This window comes from Halochromatium sp. NSM3 (genome assembly GCF_059621085.1).
The window spans coordinates 1-16,307 of the sequence record NZ_JCAQIA010000029.1 but is presented as its reverse complement, the minus strand read 5'-3'; the positions used below and the strand labels follow the sequence as shown (position 1 = coordinate 16,307).

The window sequence follows — 16,307 nt, the reverse complement described above, 5'->3', positions numbered from 1 at the left end:
TACGGAACCCCTACCGTTTGCTGCACTGCACCGCTACTGCCCCACAAGTTCGCACCATCGGCGGTAAAGCGAAGACGCGCGTCAACATTAAGCTTTAGTGCCCGTAGCAGGCTGGCGCGGGGTGAGTATGAGGCGTTCGAACTGCGTTATTCAAATAAAAACAGACGGTTATGACCTCCTGGCGGCTGCTTTCCGGTGCCCCTGTGCCTCTTCCAGCCGCTTCACCAGGTCGCTGACCGGGGTGCGGATCTTGCCCAGGGGGTTACCGCTGGCCACCTTCTCCGCGAGGGTGCGCATGGCCAGGCGCGTGTACACCTGAGTGGTCTTGGCATCCACGTGCCCCATCAGGGCCTGGATGTGGAGCACATCGGCCCCCGACTCGGCCAGCTCGGTGCCATACAGGTGCCGGGCCGCATGGGCGTGGAGCTGATTGCGGGGGATGCCGGCCTTCTCGCCATGCCGCAGGATCATCTCGTTCACGCCATTCACGCTGATCCGCCGGGCCTCGCCGTAATACTCGTGGGCGGGGATCCCGGCCCGGGTGGAGACGAACAGCACCTTGTCCCCATCCGGCAAGGTGCGATCGATGCGCTGCAGCTCCTCATGGCCCAGGTAGGCTCGGAGCAGCAGGCGGGTGTCGTGGGGGGCCGGCACCAGGCGCTCCTTGCGTCCCTTCTCCAGGGTGCGGATCACCAGCCACTCCTGACCTTCGTAGTTCACCCACTGCAGGCTGGACTCGTTGAGGCCCGTGAGGCCCGTCACGCGCAGGCCGCAGCCCATGAGCACCGAGAGGATGGCCGCATCCCGCAGGCCGATGAAGGTGCTGATGTCCGGCTGCATAAGCAGCTTCTCAGCGTTCTTCAGGCTCAGGGGGGTGGGCAGGGGCGTGCCGGTCTTGGGTGTGGGCAGGTACTTCGTGGGGTTCTCCACGATGTGGCCCTGCTGGACCAGCCAGGCGTAGAAGCCGCGCACGCAGCTCACCATGGGGCCACGAGTGATGGGGCGCAGGCCTCGGCGGTGGGCATCGGGGCCGGCCCAGTCCTCCAGATCCTTGAGAGTGGCGGTGAGCAGGGTGCGGCCGCGGCCATCCAGGAACCAGTCCAACTGTTCCAGGAGGGGGCCGTACTTCTCGATGGTGCGGGGAGCCCGGCCCTTGTTGTGTTCGAGCCAGGAGAGGTAGGCGGTAATCAGGGGGTCCATGGGGGGCCTCTGGAAAAAAATGGGGGGTACCAGGGGCAGATTAACCCGTGGATCCGTGGATGGGGCCCTTTTCAGGGAAAAACTTCACGCCTATCAACGCCTTACCTTCCACGGGTTTCCACGTGTTAACCCGTGGATGGCCCTCTAACCCGTGGATCACTTTTTAACCACCTACGCTAACCCGTGGATGGGGTTTACCCCCTATATCTCTCTCTCTTTCTCTTATTATTCAAAGAGATAGATATAAATAGGGGGCGGTATATGCGGAAAACGGGATGTGGAAGAAAAGGGGCAACCCGTGGGCGTAAAAAGCTAACCCGTGGAAAAAACGACCCAACCCGTGGGCGGTGTTTTCAATTAAAACAATGACTTATAAATCTGAAACCCCCAAATCCACGGGTTAGAAAACATCCGCCCCATATGGGAGAAGGGGAATGCGCGCGCACGCTCACGTTACGTGCGCACGCATGTGTATGCATGCACAGGTGTGAAGGGGTGGGCTTATGGATAGGGCCAGGGAGGCCATCGAGCCTGCGAGCAGGCAGGGGTATAATGGTCACGCGAACGCCATTACCCCTTTTGTGCCTGAGGTAAGACCAACATATGGCGACTCATCACATCGTTATCATCATCCTCGGCCTCTCATTGATCCTGGCGGGGTATCTATCGTTCAGAAGTTGGCTGGACCATAGGTTCCAGGCAGAAAATCTGGAGGCGCACGCCCGCCTGTCGGAGATGGAGACGGAGCGGCTTAGGCTGTTTACACAGTTCATTCAGCAGCAGAGACCACGGGAAACCGACAGAATTGACTGACGGAAAACCCCGGCTTCGGTCTTAAATGGTAAGACCCAACAACGCAGAAGGCCCCGGTATCCGGGGCCTTCGTGGTGGGGTGGATTATGCCTCGTTGGCGGCCCTTCGGGCCCTGGCGGCCGAGGGGGCGGTCACTTCTTCCATCTCATCGAGCACCTGCTCCAGGCGGGTTTCCACCAGGTGCAGGAGGGCGTACCACTCATCGCCGCTGGGCCACGTTTCCTGGCTTCCGTGGTGGCCGGCCAGCTTGGCCATGCAGCCGATGGACTGTTGAATCTGCTCCAGGTCGCTGTAGGCTTTCATCAGTCCATCCCCGGGAATTGCTGCTGACCGTCCAGGCGCTCCATGATAAGCGCCTTGTCAGGCATCTTCACGCCGAGATCCTGCGAAATCTCGGTAATCGCCTGAAACAGGGCGTCTCGGGTGAACTGCGTCTGGGAACGGTCGATCTCCTTCAGGAGAAGGCGCAGCTCTCTGCGCAGCCCGATACGGTCGGCCGTGCTCAGCGTCTTGCGGCCGCAGAATGACCAGACGAACTCGGCTACGGCCACCTTCATGGCCATGGCTTTGGGCTGTCCGGACTCCATCACGATCAGGAGAAAACCGACCGGGTGGTAAACGCTGGTGTCGCGATTTTTGCCGTCAACCGATGGCAGATTGACACCGGTTGACCACTGTTCAATGTACCGGTTCCGGTCCACTATGGTATTCACAGCCCCGCGAGGGTCGCTATATTCGAGCCACTCGCCGATGGCGCGCTTGGTCACATGAGGGATGCCGTCGAGGTGGACGACTTCGGAGAGGGCGATATCACCCCAAGAGAAGGATTGCAGTTCTGTAGTCACGATGTTGGTCCCTTGCGTTGGTTGGGAACCGTCACCGCCATGTGCTGTGGCTTTAGGGTGACGGGTCGTACGGGGTTAGCACAACCAGCACGCAAGGTCGCTGGCCCTCCCGAAGGAGGCCCCGCACAACCCGCCATAACTCGATTGGGCGGGCACAAAAAAAGCGCCTTTATGGCGCCTGTGCGCCTTGCGTACTTCGGGGTGCTAATCCCGGCCACGGATTTTGCCGTGACCCCTTGAGAGTAGGCCAAGGCGCGATCCGCGTCAACGCCGGCGTCGGTGGCATGAACATCAGTCTTCCCCCACGCGACGCACCATCCGCAACACCGGCAATTCCTCGCATCCCCGTGGGGACGCCACTTTTAGCCGGTCCGCTGCAGCGATGCTGTAGTGGATTTGGCACTCCAAGGTAGCAGGGTCAAGGATGACCTGGCCTACCACTTCTCTCAGGGCCGCTTTCAGGTCCGACCCTTCCATACTGTTCAACACGCGTTCCAGCAGGCTCCGCAGTTGCGGTTCCGTGATCTGCCTGGCGGCCTTCGCCTGGGCATTCTCGCGTTCCTGTCTGGCCAGCTCCTCCGCCACCTGGCGGCGCTTGGCCTCCAGGGACTGGGTTCGTCTGTGATAGGGCGCTGGATCCTCGGCTGTCATCGCCAGATCCACCAGACGTTCCACCTGGTCGTTGATACGGACCAGCTCGGCCCGCAGGGTGCTGGTGGGATCGGTGTCTGGGGTCAGCAGGCGTTGCACATCGTCCAGCATGGTGCGTACCCGGCCTGGGGCGCTCAGGTCCTCGCGGATGGTGTCGAGGATTTGTTGATCCAGATCATCAACCCGCACGGTGCGCCCTGGGGTGCGGCCTTCGCGGCGCAGTCGGTAGTGAACGCCTTTCTCTGCCGTCCAGGGGCGACCGTCCGGGGCCTGCAGCAGGCCCGTGAGCAGGTAGGCGAATTGACCGGTACGGCCAGCGCGCACCCGGGCCCCAAAATCGCTGTCGATCAGGCGGGATAGGATCTTTTCCGCCTCCTCATCGGTGATGAAGGCAGGGTGGGTATCCCGGTGGATCACCCATTCGTCCCTGGGGCGGTGTTTGCACCCGCCCTTGTACTTCCCATCGATGCGCTCGGAGTGCTGGTTCCACACCGTGTGGCCGGCGTAGGTGAGGGCGCGCCATTCCACACCGATGAGGGTGGACTGGGCCACCTGGTCGAGGCCTGCGGCGCGCATGGCGGCCGGCTGGGACTGCCCCCGGGCTCGGGCCTTCAGGTACCGGGCAATGGCGGGGGCGTCGGTATTGGGGGTGAGTCGGCTCTTTGTCACGGCCCGGCCGTCGCGGGCGGTGTCTGTTGTGATGCGCTCCAGGCTGTAGCCCCTGGGGGCCCGGCCGCCGGCGCGGAAACCTCGGCGCACGTTCTCGGCCATGCCGGCCAGGCCTTTTTCCCGGCTCATGAGGCTGTGCACCCGGTCCATGGCGCGCAGCACGCTGTGCAGGATGACCTTGGAGATGGGGTCCACCTCCGGCACCTTGCTGTACAGCACGGTGATGCCGCGGCGCTCGCATTCGTGGGCGAAGGCCTCGGCAAAGTAGGGCTGACGGCTCAGGCGGCTGGTGTCCACCATCAGCAGGTGGTCCCAGGGCCTGGCGGGATCCTTCAGGGCCTGTAGCAGGGCCTGGAGGCCTGGGCGGTTCTCGTCCTTTCCGGATTCCACCGCGTCGGACCATTCGGCGGTGATGGTGAGGTCTCGGGCGCCGGCGAGCTCCATGAGCTCGCGGCGCTGGGCGTGGATGGATACGTCATGCCGGTCCTTACTGCTTCGGAGGTACAGTGCGGCTCGGCCGCTGGAGGGGGATGACGTTGTTGGGGTCATGTTTCGGCTCGTTGCTGGGGTGAGGCTGACACAATAGGGCGATCTGTCGGGCCAGGACAACGCTGACCCCGGGCTCCCCCCGAGAGGGGAGCATCTTGATTCGGGGTTGTCGGGCGGATCGGGTCATTTCGCTTTGAAGATCCGGTTGATGGCCTCGCTGAAGGCTCTCAGCTCCTCGGGCAGGTCGCCGCTGTCTGCCTCCAGGCGCAGCATGAGTTCAAGCCGGGCGATGGCGTTCCAGGCGGCGTGGGCCGCGTGCATCAGGCCGCTTTCGTCGTCCAGGGCTTCGCCGGCTGCTTCGTCCAGGAGGTGGCGATACATGGCATCGGTGTAGCGCTCGATGCCGTCTTCCACCTCCAGCCAGTTGTCATCGCTGTATTTGGCGGCCCCGTAGGTGCCCACCTCGGCGATGGCCTGCATGGCCAGGGCCATGGAGTTGATGACCAGGGTGGGGCGGATCTTGCCGGTGTCGTGTTTGAGGCCGGGGGTCATGCGGCGCCCCCATTCTGATCGCCCCCGATCTTCCTGCCGCAGAAAGGGCAGAAACTGTGCAACATGCTCATAGTCACCTTCTTCTTCTGGCCCTCAAGCTCAATTTCGAGCGTATTGGCCGTCACGGCATTAACATCGGGGTCGTTGGTAAAGCGGATTACTACGCCCTGCATCGAAACCCGTTTTACAGGCTTCTTGAATCGTCCCTCATCCCTCATCCGGGCTGCTGCGTCCGCCTCAATCTGTGCGACGCATCCGCATCCATTGGTGCCGCCTGTCTTGATATCGCTCATGCTCGCGTCTCCACGAAGAAGGTTTCAGATCCAGTGTCGATGGCCAGGCCGTAACGGGTAGGGATGCCGGTGCCCTTGGGGGTGGCGCGGATGTACTCGGCGCGCTCCAGCATCCGGGCCACCTGGGCGCGGTGGTAGGTCTTGGGTACCGGGCCGACGATCACTGGATTTCCGTTGCTGGCCACAAGATCGAACAGTGTTTTGCCGGTCGAGGTCGAGAACTGCTCAACGCGCCACGGCGCTGGGATGTCGGTCACGCTGCACCCCCTTCCGGGTGTTTTGGCCGGGTGAATTTCATGATGTGTGTGATCGCGTATTCGTCACCAAAATCGCCGGTCTCAATATCCAGCGCCTCGGCAAACACTTCGCCGTCGTCACCCACATCCAGATGCACGAGAGAAACGAACGGCACACTCTCGCCTGTATGCCATCCGATGGGGCGACCATAATCATCTACATCGCAATCGGTCTCCGGGTAGAAACCTGCGACCCAGTAGACGCCGGAAGTGGGCTGCCTGGTGAATGGCTCCCATGCGCTCATGCCGCACCCCCTTCCACCGGCAACCCGTAGTTATCCGCCCCTTCCCGGTACCGGCTCACTGCCTCCATGGCCACGCACCCGGCCTTGCCCTCCAGCCAGGCCACCGGTTGGCCGTTGGGTAGGGTGCCGGTGTCGGTGACGGCATAGACGTTGCCGTCATGCTTGCCCCCGATCACGGGGTGGAATCGCACCGTGTCTCCTGTCTTGATATCGCTCATGCTCGCGTCTCCACGAAGAAGGTTTCAGATCCGGTGTCGATGGCCAGGCCGTAGCGGGTGGGGATGCCGGTGCCCTTGGGGGTGGCGCGGATGTACTCGGCGCGCTCCAGCATCCGGGCCACCTGGGCGCGGTGGTAGGTCTTGGGTACCGGGTCGGGCATGGCATTGCGCAGGGTTTGCACGTGGCGCTTGGCCGGCAGCAGGTTGATGGCGTCGGTGGGGGTCATGCGGCTACCTCAATCGTTTTCTCATGGGTGAAGTTGGAGGAGACCAATGCCTGCGGCCACTGCGGTGGCACGCTGTTGCCGCACATGCGAACCTGCGCGGTTTTCGTCAGGGGTTTGCCATTCACGACGGGATCGATCACGTAGCCATCAGGGAACCCCTGGGCACGGAACAACTCCCGGGGCTGAAGCATCCGCATACCGATGTCGGACAGGACGTATTCATTGCCGTCCAGATTGACGGTCACGAGCTGCAGGCGGTCTCGGGTGGTTGCGGTGGGCGCGGGGGTGCTGATGTCTCTGCCGGTCTCGCCGGAGCCGCTGCCGTAATATGGGGCCAGGAACGCAGCGACCAGGCCAGCGTGGGTGCCGCCGGCGCACACAGTGCGGACAGGTTCTGCGGGCGCACTTTCACGCCTGGAAGACCCTTTGAGGTTGATCATGTGGGCGGCAACCAGGGCGTGATGGTCCACTGTGGTCACAGTGCCCGTGGGGTCGCGCAGATCCACGCCGGGGCCGGTGTAGTTGCCGCCGTAGTGCTTGGCGAGGAAGGCAGCCACCAGGGCGTGCTTGCTGCCGCCAGCCACAACTGTACCCAGCGGCTTATCGAGCCCTGGGACTCTCGGGGCCTGTCCTGGGCGTTCCCCGTAACCAGTTTGGATCAGGGTGGCTGAGACAAGGGCGCTCTTTCCGAGCCCGCCGGCAGTTATCGTGCCCAGTGGATCCCCGGCCTCTCCGCCTACGCTTTGTCCGAATTGCCGCTGGATATGCGGCACCGCCACGGCATGCCGGTTTTCCGTGGTCACGGTGGTCAGTGGGTCCTCAGCGCTCCACACGCATCCTGTGCGGTTACTCCCGTGGTCAATGCTGATGATGAACGGCTGCGCAGCCTCCAGCACAAAGCGTCGGATCCCCCGGGCAATGCGCCGCTGGGTGTTCACTGCCAGGGGACGCTTGCGCTCAAAGATCGAGGGGCACGGCAAAGACCAGTCAACGCACTCCGCTGCCGTGCGCCACGGCTGAAGCCGACCCTTCTTTACATCCATGCTATCCGCAGGCCCGTGTGTCGGCTTTGGCCAGACAATCGGCCGCCCGTCCCGTCGCGCGATGAGGAATAGCCGGCGGCGAATGGTGGGCGTGCCGTAATCGCAGGCGCGAAGGATTCGGTGTTCCACCTGGTAGCCAAGGCGCTCCAGCTGCTCGACCCAGTGGCGGAAAATGGCGCCCTTCCGGACTGGGCAAGGACGACCCTGTGCGGTAAGCGGGCCCCAGTCCGCGAACTCTTCCACGTTCTCTAGCATGATTACCCGCGGGCGGACACGCTTGGCCCACCGCACGACAACCCAGGCGAGCCCCCGGCGCTTGGCAGATACGGGCTTGCCGCCCTTCGCTTTCGAGTGGTGGGTGCAGTCCGGAGAGGCCCACAGCAGCCCAACGGGCTGATTGCCGGTGACGTCAGCCGGATCCACACGAAACACGCTCTCACAGTAATGCCGGGTGCCGGGGTGGTTGGCCTCGTGCATCGCCACCGCCTCCGGATCGTGGTTCACGGCCACGTCCACAGGTCGGTTCAGGGCCCATTCAATCCCAAGGGAGGCCCCACCTCCCCCGGCGAACAGGTCCACGACCAACTCCCGCCCAAGATCAAGCGACATTTGAATCAGCGGAGGCCGACTCATACCAAAGCTCCTTCTCTCTCAGGTGTAGTCACGTGCAGGCCGTACTGGGCCAGGGCGTCCAGGCTCAGGGCGGTCATGTGGGAAACTCGGCGGCCGTTGATGGTGCGTTCGAAGCCCTGGCCCTTGTCGTCCAGGGTGACGCCGGCCTGGCGGAGCATGCGTTTGTACACGCGGTCGCTTTTCACGGGGCTGGCACTGAAGCGGTCCCGCAAATGGGTGGCGGTGCTGATGTGGGCGATCACGTGGCTTGTGCGCACCAGGAGCGCCTGGTGGCCTTCCCAGGCCTCGTCCACCACCTCGTCGAACAGGTAGGGGTGGCGGAACTGCCCGGCGTCGATCTCGCTGAGCAGGATCTCGGTCAGCTTCACCCAGGGCTCACGATCGGCCCGGGTTTCGCGGATGTGGTCGTTCATCTCGCGGATGGCGCAGTTGATGAACCCGCCCTGCTGCACATCGATGCCCGCGAACTCGCACACCAACTTCCAGGAAGTGAGCAGGGCCGCATAGTTGCCCGTGATGCGGCGGGCGCCGTCGTCGTCCTGCGCCGCGCAGCTGTGGCGCTGGCAAAACTCCTGGGCGCTGGCCAGCTGCTCCAGCACCTGGTCCCGGCTGAGGGCGGCCAGCCAGTCCAGCCACTGCCGCAGGGGCCAGCGGGGCAGGTTCTGCGGCAGGGGCGTGCCCTTCTTGCCAGTCAAATCGGTGCGCACCACCTTGCCCAGCAGGCTGTCCACCGGCACATCCTCACCGGCCAGCAGCACGGGCGCGGAGATCAGGTATTCCGTCATCTCACTGCCACGGCGGGTGTACTGGAACTGATACGCCTCCTGCAGGATGGAAACGGCCTTATCAATCACCTGCTGTTGCCGGGCGCTGAGCTCTTCCCAGCCCACCGGGTGGCTGGTGTAGCTCAGGCTGGTGAGCTGGCGGAACTCCGTGTTGATGCTCTGCCCCGAGAACATGTGCATGCTCAGGGTGCGGCTCAGCCGGTGGGCCAGGGTGGTCTTACCCGCCCCCTTACCGCTTTGCATGATCATGTGGGGCCAGAATCCCAGGAACGCCTTGAGGTGTGCCCCCAGGGCCCACACCAGCAGCATGGCGGCCGCGTTGTCGCGCATGGTGGCCTGGTAGGCCTCGATGATGCCGGGAGTGTCCTGCACCGGGCCGCTGGGAAAGCGCAGGCCCGAGTAGGGGCACTGCTGGTCCGGGTTCTTGAAGTAGCAATCCGGCCCCTCGTTGACGATAGGCTTGCCATCGCGCCAGGCCAGGCCAACGAAATTGATTGCCTTGCGGCTGCCGAGGTCGGCAGCCCGTTCCAGTATCGTGAGCATTCGTGCGAATCCTTGTGGCTTAAATATGGGACCAAACTTGGTCCACTGAGCGGGGTTGTGGAGCTGGTCGTCATCCAGCACCCGGCGTTGCAACTGCGCCCCGTGGCGCGGTGCCTGAACGGTGACCGAAAACAGCACCTGGGGGGCGCTGTCCGCTTCCCCTGTAATGGTGGAAAGCGCACTGGCCACACTCACCCGGCTGAGGCTGGCCACCCGAAAACCCGCCAGATCGTGGGTTTGCGTTTGCACCTCGCCGGTTTCCTTGTCCTCAATCTCGTTGATCATCACCGTGAAATCCTCCCGGGTGCGGAATCGCCAGTACTGGGCCCAGTCGTGGGCAGGGAGGAACACACGGCGCTTGATCTTGCGGGGCAGGTCGTTGTTGCCCGGCAGGCCCGGGATCAGCCATTGGTCCAGGTTCTTCAGGGCCTCGCGCAGGGTGTCGCGGCCCTTGTTCTGGAGGATGTCGTTCACGTCGTTCAACTCCCACTTGTCCTGGTTCACCAGGTGGGCGCAAATGCCGGCGGCAGTCAGCCGGTCGTACAGGGCCCAACCGGCCTCGGGGCCTGGCTGGCGGCCGTAATCGTTGATCTCGTCCGCATCCATGCAGATCAGCACCCGCTTGCCCACCAGCAGGTTCAGGTCCAACTCCTCGATGGTCTGCGTGCCGCGCAGTGCCAGGCCTGCGGTGCGGGGCAGGCCGGCGCTCTCCACGCTCAGGGCATTGATGGCACTTTCCACCGCCACCACATCCCGGGCCTGGGCCAGGCTGCGCCAGCTCATGCACCAGGGGGCGCCCAACTTCTCCCCCTGGCTGTTCGTTTTCACACCGCCGTTCAGGGCTGGATCCGCGTAGCGGGTGTCCACCGCCACCACATGCCCCGGGTTGGGGCTGCGCACGATGAAACTCACCCCCGGCCCGCCGTGGCCGGGCTGGCCCACCTCGTGCTTGGTGCTGGTGTAGGTGTTCCAGCCCAGGGCCCGCAGCTTCAGGCCCCGGTCCACCACCTCTTCGGTGATGCCCCGGCCGGTGAGGTAGGCCTTCACCGCATCCCGGCCCGCGGCATCCCGGGCCGCATCAATGGTGCGCTCGGCAATCCACTCCGCCAGGCTCTTCTTGCCCTGCTGCTGCGGGGGTAGCTTGTCCTTGGGGAGCTGGAATTCATCGTGCAGCCACTCCATGGCCGTGGTGAAATCGCAGTCCAGCACGTACTGCACCAGGTCGATCACGCTGCCGCTCTGGCCGGTGGCCCAATCCTTGAACAACGCCTTGCCGCCCTTGGCCTCGGCGGCAGTCCACAGGGCCAGGGATGGGCTCGCGTCCTTGCGGTGCGGGCTGCGGTAGTTGCCGCTCCGGCCCGGGCGCTGCAGGTTCAGCCGATCGGCCACATCGTGGATGTCGAGCCGCTCTTTGATTTCGTCGGGCTTCATGGCCTTCCCAGGGGTTATTGCAGTGCGGCGCGTGCATGGGCGGTTCGCTCAGCGGGCTTGAGCAGCATCTCGGTCAGGTGCTCTCGGGCCGCGTCCTCGGTCTCGGCCCGAGTCCAGCCCCGGGCGTTCAGTCGCTCGCACTCCCAGTGGAATCCGCCCCGCCCCGGCTTGATGCGGATGTTCAGGCTGGAGGCGGCCGGCACCGCCTTGGCCTGGCGCCGTTGCTGCGCGGCTCTCGGCGGGCCTGGGTTGCGCCGGCGCTGGTAAGCCAGGGCGCTGGACTCGCGGGGCGAACGGGTAAGGCCCAAGGCCTGCAGCCGGGCATCCAGCCGGTAACGGCTTAGCCCGGTGTGGCGCATCATCTCGGCCTTGCTCATGCCGGTGCTGTGCAGGTAACGCAGGCGTTCGGGGGTTATATCGGTCACTGGTTGGTCTCCTCGGACTTCATCCACTCAAAGAACTGTTGCCGGGGCAGCACCAGTTCGGCGTCAAACTGCTCCCGTAGCCCCGTGGCCAGCTCATCCCGCAGCAACTCGGCCAGGTGGGGCGCCTGAGAGCTCAGGGCCCGCCACAGGGCGCGCCGGTCGTCGGGGGTGAGGTACACGGCCATGCAGCCGTCGGCCGTGGGCAGGTTGTAGCGATAGCCCGTGGTGGATTGGCGAACGATCACCTCATCCCGGGAGGCCGTGCGGCGCACCTCCGGGGCCTGAGAGTCGATCCACCACGCGCCTCGCGTGCTCATCACACCACCCGGCTGCGCAGGCGGCGGGCGGTGCGCACGGCCAGGCCGGCCACCAGGGGCACCGGCCAGGCCACCAGGCCCAGCACAAACACCCCGGCACCGGTGGCCCCCGGCTTGCGCAGCCAATGGCTGGCCACCTGCCAGCGGGCATCCAGCCAGCTCAGGGCGGCAATGCCCGCAAAGGCCCAAACAATGCCAGCGAAAAAGCTCTGTAGATCCATGGCGATCTCCTGCGTGAATTGAATGAATGCCGGGCCTGAAGACAGGGCAGGAAGAGGTCCCCGTCCGGGTCCGCCCGGCGTTGCCGGTATTGGGCCGGCCCCTCCCGCGCTTATTCAGCCACCGCCCGCCCGGGAGCAGCCCGAACGCGGGTGCGGTTTTCTCCCGGGTGAGAGTGGGGCGGTGGCGGCTGATCAGGTGCGGTTTTGTCGTGCCTGGCGCAGTGTTCCCAGGAATCCAGGATCCACTTCAGAAACACCTCGGGCTCAGAGTCTTGCGGGGCCAGGTGCTTGGCCGCCAATAGCATGTAAAAGGTGCGGTTTCGGTCAGGCGACAGGTGTGGCGTGGTCCGCCGAAACTCATCGAAGGTGTACCCCATGGCCATGCCAGCCACCTGCTCGGCGCACGTCATCATCCGCCACTCCAGTTCATCCAGGGCCCGGGCGATGGTCTCGGCCTCCGCGGTCCCACCCATACCGCGCTCGATGCGCTGCAGGGCCCGTTCCACCTGGCGTGCGTTGTCACGACCCAGCACAGAGAATTCCGGCCTCATGACCGCAGCCCCTCCATTGCCTGGCGAACCGTGTCCTTGTCAGGCGCGGTGTAAATGCCGGTGGTGGCAATGTTGGCGTGGCCCAGGGCGCGCTGAACCACGCCCAGCGGGTTCTCTGCCGTGCTGGTGGCCATCAGCCGCTTGGCCACCGTGTGGCGCAGCCAGTGGGGGGTAATGTCCGACGACAACCCCGCCTCACCGGCCCAGGCCTTCAACCGCACCTGGAACGAGCGGGTGGTCATCTTCCGATTGCGGCGGCCCACCACCAGCGGGGCGTCCAGATCCTCGTTGTGGTAGCCCTGGCGCTTGCGGTTGGCCAGCAGATCCCGCAGCGCAACCACCGCTTGGTTGTTGGCATACACCGTGTGCTGGCGGCCACCCTTTTGAATCTCGGCGCGCAGCTCCAGCGTCCTGCTGGCAATGGCGGCTCGGGCATCGCCCACCGTGAGCCCCGCCAGGGCCCCCACGCGGATGCCCGTGTTCAGCACCAGGCGGATCCACGCGTGGTCCCGCTCGGCATAGATGCATTTCACCCGATCGATAGCGCGCAGCAGGCGCTTTTCCTCTTCCGGGGTCAGATAACGGTCGAAAGCCTTGGTCATGTGTGTGTCTCCCGTGTGGTACTTCAGGCCAACTTGCGGATGTCGCTGGCGATCTGTCGCAGATAGAGGGCCACCTCTCCATCCAGTGCGGGCCAGTCGGCCAGGGTGTTCAGCACGCGGGCCTTGCGCTCCGCGTCTTGCACCGCAGGCACGGCGGTCATGCGGTGAATGGCGGTGATCAGTGGGTCGTCCTGGGGTTGGGGCTCGGCCGCCGGCGGTGCCGGGTCGGTGGCTACGGGGTTGGGCGTTGGCGTCGGTTGGGCATTGGGCTCTGTGGTGTGGTCATCGAGGAGCCGCCAGGTGCCGCGTGTGTCATCGCGTGCGATCACCCCTTTCTTGCGCAGGCCATAAAGGGCGTCGGAAACCTGCTGAGGATCGGTGGCCGTGGGGCATGCCTCGAATATCTCGCTGCGGGTGGTGCGCCCGCTGGCAATAGCGTCCAGGGCCTCGCTCATCACCTGTTGCCGCTCACTCACGACGCCCACCTCACCGCATCGTCCATGGCCACAAACTGCATGCGCAGGCGGGCAGGGCGGCCCCGGTTGTCGTACTCCATGGCGATGGGCAGGGCGTACAGCCCGCACCAATCCACCAGGTTGATCATCGTGCCCGGCGTAATCGGCAGGTTCAGGCGGTTGTGGCCGCTGCGGGCCTCCACCCGGCTGGTGTACTCCCAGCCGAACAACCCCATGGATCGGTCATGAAACAGCGTGATCCCGCACTTGCGCCCCAGGCTGGCCACCTGCCCCGGCACAAGCCACGCACGCCGCGTGCGCTCCGGTGCCGGCTGGGCTGGTGGGTTAATCAGGCGATACACGTACCCCATCACTTGTCCTCCACGATGGCTTTCAAACGGGCCAGGAACTCAAACCCGGCGGTGGCGTCCTGGTAGAGCTCCCGCTCTATGTGCTCCAGGCACTGCTTGGTAATGCCCTTGCCATTGGCCAGGGCATCGCGAATGGCAAGGGCGGTTTGCCCCACATCGGCGTGATAGGCCGCATAGGCATCCAGCAGGGCCAGGTCCGATGTCTCGCTGTGATCACTCACCTGCACCACTACATGCCCCAGGGCATGCGCCTCGGCGTGCAGCACATCAAACCGACGCCGCACCGCCTGGATGCGCACCGCCTCGTCCACCATCAGGTGGTGGGTGTCCATCAGCGGGTTCACCTTGTTACACAGCGTGGCCGGGTTAATGCCCACCAACGGCCCCAGGGCCCGGGCACCGCCCGGGTGGTCGTGCACCAGGCGGTACTTGGCCCTGTCCAGGCCTGAGAATTCGTCATCGTGGATCATGGGGTGGCTGCTCACGTGGACGGTTGACGATCGCGGGACCAGAGTTCCCAAACAGGAACCCAGGTCACGCAGCGTCCTGACGGTCGGCCCGAAGGGCGTCCCGCAGCATCACCAGGATCTGCCCCGTCTTGGAGCGCCGCTCCTGCCGGGCCAGGGCCTTGAGCTGCTGGTCCATCTCCACGGGAATGCGGATCTGGGTGGCAACGGTGGGGTTTTCATCGCGGGGGGATTCGCTGTGCTTTATCATGTGAAGTGTGCAAAAACGTATCGGGTGTGCATTGATGCTAGTTCCCGATTTGGAACAAATCAAGGGCAAATGACCAAAAAAGAAACTTTTTCTGATCGGTTCATCCACATCCTGCGGGGGAGAAAGGCCTCCCCGTGGGCAGAATCCCTTGGTTTTCAAAAGACTATGGCCCACCGGATGAAAAGCGGGCACGTACCGGGGGCCGAGGTGCTGGGCCGCATCGTGAGGGTGGAAAACTGCAGTCTCGACTGGCTCATCCTGGGGATAGGTGCCCCCTACCTGGTGCACCGCTGCGATACCGACGCCCAAACCGCGCAAACCCTACGGGCCCACCTGGACGACGAGGCCTGGCGCGTGTGGGTGCTCACCGACGGCCACCGGGGCGCCGTGGTGCTCCATCAACCGGCCGAGATCGACACCAGCACCGATGGGGAGAAGGGGGAAACCATCCACTACACCGCCGTGGAGCTGGTGGCCGGCCCCTGCGGCCTGCTCACCGCCCAGGTGCTGCAACCGGTGGTAGGCGGCGTCACGCACATCCCTGAACACAAGATGGAAGACGTGATCCACGGGCGCGTGGGCAGCGTGGAGGCCCTGGAGCTCATCGCCCAGGGCAAAGACAGTGGCGCCCAGTCAGAGCAGATGCTGGCCGAGGTGTCCCAGCACTGCACGGGCAGCACCATGCCCCCCGACCTGGCCGAATGGATGGCCGCCTACGACAAGCTCAGCCCCCAAAACCGCATGCACGCTCGGGCGGTAGTGCACGCGCTGGTGAGTGCGGATGAGCGGTTGGAGCAAGAGCAGGGGCAGGGACAGGGACAACGGCAGGGCATGGGTGGGGCATCGGAGAAGGACGAGTGAGCGGCTTCAAAAAGTCCGCTCGCGTTACTGAGAACCAAGACTTTTGGAGAATGGTCTATATGGGTAGGCAAGGGGATGCAGAGGCAGTGAGGAAAGAGCTACTGGATTATGATGGGGAGATAGTTCTATATTATGGCCCGATTGACCGATCTGGATATGATGCGCTTTCAGGGATTTACGAGACCAGGCAGCAAAAAGGTGGCAACCTTTGCTTGATTCTGGTCACCGCTGGCGGGGATCCAGATGCCGCCTATCGTATGGCGCGCGCGGCTAATCATTATTTTGACTGCGTTAGGGTTCTCATTCCAGATATATGCAAGTCTGCTGGCACACTGGTATGTGTTGGCTCGCATGAACTTATTTTTGGTGATAGGGGGGAGTTGGGCCCGTTAGATATTCAGCTATCCAAGCCTGACGAAATACTGGAAAGAAGGTCAGGCATGGATATTATTCAGGCGATTAATGCCCTGCAAGGGCAGATGCTTGATTCATTTAGGGAATATCTAATGAACATCCGCCTTGGAAGCCGCATTCAAACGAAGATGGCGGCGGATATTGCGGCGAGGTTGGCCCAAGGCTTTATCTCTCCCATAGCCGAAAAAATTGACCCGTTGACACTGGGAGAGCATCAGAGGGCCATGCAGATCGCCCTTGATTATGGGAAGCGACTGGATGCGATGTATCAATCCCTCAAGCCCGAAGCCATGGTGAGTTTATTAAGTGGTTATCCATCACATGGCTTTGTGATAGACAGAAAAGAAGCAACAGAGCTTTTTAAGTCAGTGAATGCACCTGTCGGCCAATGTCGTCAATTTAAGCACGGCGGCAATAACCGATTGAATTTGATAAAATAA

The 16,307-nt window shown here is 63.6% G+C and carries 24 protein-coding genes; 2 read left to right on the top strand and 22 right to left on the bottom strand.

Annotated features, from left to right (window positions below):
- Nucleotides 1-168 precede the first annotated feature (168 nt).
- The 22 genes from AC54T3_RS12515 to AC54T3_RS12410 all read right to left on the bottom strand — a co-directional run bounded on the left by AC54T3_RS12515 (nucleotide 169) and on the right by AC54T3_RS12410 (nucleotide 14,592).
- A complete protein-coding gene (locus AC54T3_RS12515; protein WP_496625182.1) occupies nucleotides 169-1,200 on the bottom strand; it encodes a tyrosine-type recombinase/integrase in 1,032 nt (343 codons plus the stop codon).
- Between the two features lie 897 nt (nucleotides 1,201-2,097).
- On the bottom strand, nucleotides 2,098-2,316 hold the full coding sequence (locus AC54T3_RS12510; protein WP_496625180.1) for a hypothetical protein: 219 nt from the start codon (nucleotides 2,314-2,316) through the stop codon (nucleotides 2,098-2,100).
- On the bottom strand, nucleotides 2,316-2,858 hold the full coding sequence (locus AC54T3_RS12505) for a hypothetical protein (protein WP_496625178.1): 543 nt from the start codon (nucleotides 2,856-2,858) through the stop codon (nucleotides 2,316-2,318). The genes AC54T3_RS12510 and AC54T3_RS12505 overlap by 1 nt, the downstream gene beginning before the upstream one ends.
- Nucleotides 2,855-3,109, bottom strand: coding sequence for an ash family protein (locus tag AC54T3_RS12500; protein ID WP_496625176.1), 255 nt, complete (start codon nucleotides 3,107-3,109; stop codon nucleotides 2,855-2,857). Before AC54T3_RS12500 ends, AC54T3_RS12505 begins: the two co-directional genes overlap by 4 nt.
- 40 nt (nucleotides 3,110-3,149) lie before the next feature.
- The gene (locus AC54T3_RS12495; protein WP_496625174.1) at nucleotides 3,150-4,727 is read right to left on the bottom strand and encodes a recombinase family protein; all 1,578 of its coding nucleotides are present in this window, start codon (nucleotides 4,725-4,727) and stop codon (nucleotides 3,150-3,152) included.
- A gap of 123 nt (nucleotides 4,728-4,850) precedes the next feature.
- The gene (locus AC54T3_RS12490) at nucleotides 4,851-5,219 is read right to left on the bottom strand and encodes a dATP/dGTP diphosphohydrolase domain-containing protein (protein WP_496625172.1); all 369 of its coding nucleotides are present in this window, start codon (nucleotides 5,217-5,219) and stop codon (nucleotides 4,851-4,853) included.
- On the bottom strand, nucleotides 5,216-5,512 hold the full coding sequence (locus tag AC54T3_RS12485) for a hypothetical protein (RefSeq protein WP_496625170.1): 297 nt from the start codon (nucleotides 5,510-5,512) through the stop codon (nucleotides 5,216-5,218). Before AC54T3_RS12485 ends, AC54T3_RS12490 begins: the two co-directional genes overlap by 4 nt.
- Nucleotides 5,509-5,769: a hypothetical protein gene (locus AC54T3_RS12480; protein WP_496625169.1), complete on the bottom strand. Its 261-nt coding sequence runs from the start codon at nucleotides 5,767-5,769 to the stop codon at nucleotides 5,509-5,511. Before AC54T3_RS12480 ends, AC54T3_RS12485 begins: the two co-directional genes overlap by 4 nt.
- Nucleotides 5,766-6,053, bottom strand: a complete 288-nt coding sequence (locus tag AC54T3_RS12475) for a hypothetical protein (protein ID WP_496625167.1) — start codon at nucleotides 6,051-6,053, stop codon at nucleotides 5,766-5,768. Before AC54T3_RS12475 ends, AC54T3_RS12480 begins: the two co-directional genes overlap by 4 nt.
- Nucleotides 6,050-6,271 (bottom strand): hypothetical protein, encoded by a 222-nt coding sequence (locus AC54T3_RS12470; protein ID WP_496625165.1) that lies wholly within the window; start codon nucleotides 6,269-6,271, stop codon nucleotides 6,050-6,052. Before AC54T3_RS12470 ends, AC54T3_RS12475 begins: the two co-directional genes overlap by 4 nt.
- Entirely contained in the window at nucleotides 6,268-6,498 is a 231-nt protein-coding gene (locus tag AC54T3_RS12465) for a hypothetical protein (RefSeq protein ID WP_496625163.1), read from the bottom strand. Before AC54T3_RS12465 ends, AC54T3_RS12470 begins: the two co-directional genes overlap by 4 nt.
- Nucleotides 6,495-8,120, bottom strand: coding sequence for a DNA cytosine methyltransferase (locus AC54T3_RS12460; RefSeq protein WP_496625161.1), 1,626 nt, complete (start codon nucleotides 8,118-8,120; stop codon nucleotides 6,495-6,497). The genes AC54T3_RS12465 and AC54T3_RS12460 overlap by 4 nt, the downstream gene beginning before the upstream one ends.
- A 50-nt stretch (nucleotides 8,121-8,170) precedes the next feature.
- Nucleotides 8,171-10,933: a toprim domain-containing protein gene (locus tag AC54T3_RS12455; RefSeq protein ID WP_496625159.1), complete on the bottom strand. Its 2,763-nt coding sequence runs from the start codon at nucleotides 10,931-10,933 to the stop codon at nucleotides 8,171-8,173.
- A 14-nt stretch (nucleotides 10,934-10,947) separates the two neighbouring features.
- Nucleotides 10,948-11,358, bottom strand: coding sequence for a hypothetical protein (locus tag AC54T3_RS12450; RefSeq protein WP_496625157.1), 411 nt, complete (start codon nucleotides 11,356-11,358; stop codon nucleotides 10,948-10,950).
- Nucleotides 11,355-11,675 carry a hypothetical protein gene (locus tag AC54T3_RS12445; RefSeq protein ID WP_496625155.1) on the bottom strand — a complete coding sequence of 107 codons (321 nt, stop codon included), beginning with the start codon at nucleotides 11,673-11,675 and terminating at the stop codon, nucleotides 11,355-11,357. Before AC54T3_RS12445 ends, AC54T3_RS12450 begins: the two co-directional genes overlap by 4 nt.
- Complete coding sequence (locus tag AC54T3_RS12440) at nucleotides 11,675-11,896, bottom strand: hypothetical protein (protein WP_496625154.1); 222 nt, start codon at nucleotides 11,894-11,896, stop codon at nucleotides 11,675-11,677. Before AC54T3_RS12440 ends, AC54T3_RS12445 begins: the two co-directional genes overlap by 1 nt.
- A gap of 110 nt (nucleotides 11,897-12,006) precedes the next feature.
- The gene (locus tag AC54T3_RS12435) at nucleotides 12,007-12,447 is read right to left on the bottom strand and encodes a hypothetical protein (protein ID WP_496625152.1); all 441 of its coding nucleotides are present in this window, start codon (nucleotides 12,445-12,447) and stop codon (nucleotides 12,007-12,009) included.
- Nucleotides 12,444-13,049 carry a tyrosine-type recombinase/integrase gene (locus AC54T3_RS12430; RefSeq protein WP_496625150.1) on the bottom strand — a complete coding sequence of 202 codons (606 nt, stop codon included), beginning with the start codon at nucleotides 13,047-13,049 and terminating at the stop codon, nucleotides 12,444-12,446. The genes AC54T3_RS12435 and AC54T3_RS12430 overlap by 4 nt, the downstream gene beginning before the upstream one ends.
- Before the next feature lie 23 nt (nucleotides 13,050-13,072).
- Nucleotides 13,073-13,525: a hypothetical protein gene (locus AC54T3_RS12425; protein WP_496625148.1), complete on the bottom strand. Its 453-nt coding sequence runs from the start codon at nucleotides 13,523-13,525 to the stop codon at nucleotides 13,073-13,075.
- Nucleotides 13,522-13,875: a hypothetical protein gene (locus AC54T3_RS12420; RefSeq protein WP_496625146.1), complete on the bottom strand. Its 354-nt coding sequence runs from the start codon at nucleotides 13,873-13,875 to the stop codon at nucleotides 13,522-13,524. Before AC54T3_RS12420 ends, AC54T3_RS12425 begins: the two co-directional genes overlap by 4 nt.
- The gene (locus AC54T3_RS12415) at nucleotides 13,875-14,345 is read right to left on the bottom strand and encodes a phage regulatory CII family protein (RefSeq protein WP_496625144.1); all 471 of its coding nucleotides are present in this window, start codon (nucleotides 14,343-14,345) and stop codon (nucleotides 13,875-13,877) included. Before AC54T3_RS12415 ends, AC54T3_RS12420 begins: the two co-directional genes overlap by 1 nt.
- A 64-nt stretch (nucleotides 14,346-14,409) precedes the next feature.
- Complete coding sequence (locus tag AC54T3_RS12410) at nucleotides 14,410-14,592, bottom strand: hypothetical protein (protein WP_496625143.1); 183 nt, start codon at nucleotides 14,590-14,592, stop codon at nucleotides 14,410-14,412.
- 69 nt (nucleotides 14,593-14,661) lie between these two features.
- Here AC54T3_RS12410 and AC54T3_RS12405 point away from each other — a divergent pair, with 69 nt between their 5' ends.
- Nucleotides 14,662-15,453: a hypothetical protein gene (locus AC54T3_RS12405; RefSeq protein ID WP_496625141.1), complete on the top strand. Its 792-nt coding sequence runs from the start codon at nucleotides 14,662-14,664 to the stop codon at nucleotides 15,451-15,453.
- On the top strand, nucleotides 15,450-16,307 hold the full coding sequence (locus AC54T3_RS12400) for a hypothetical protein (RefSeq protein WP_496625139.1): 858 nt from the start codon (nucleotides 15,450-15,452) through the stop codon (nucleotides 16,305-16,307). The genes AC54T3_RS12405 and AC54T3_RS12400 overlap by 4 nt, the downstream gene beginning before the upstream one ends.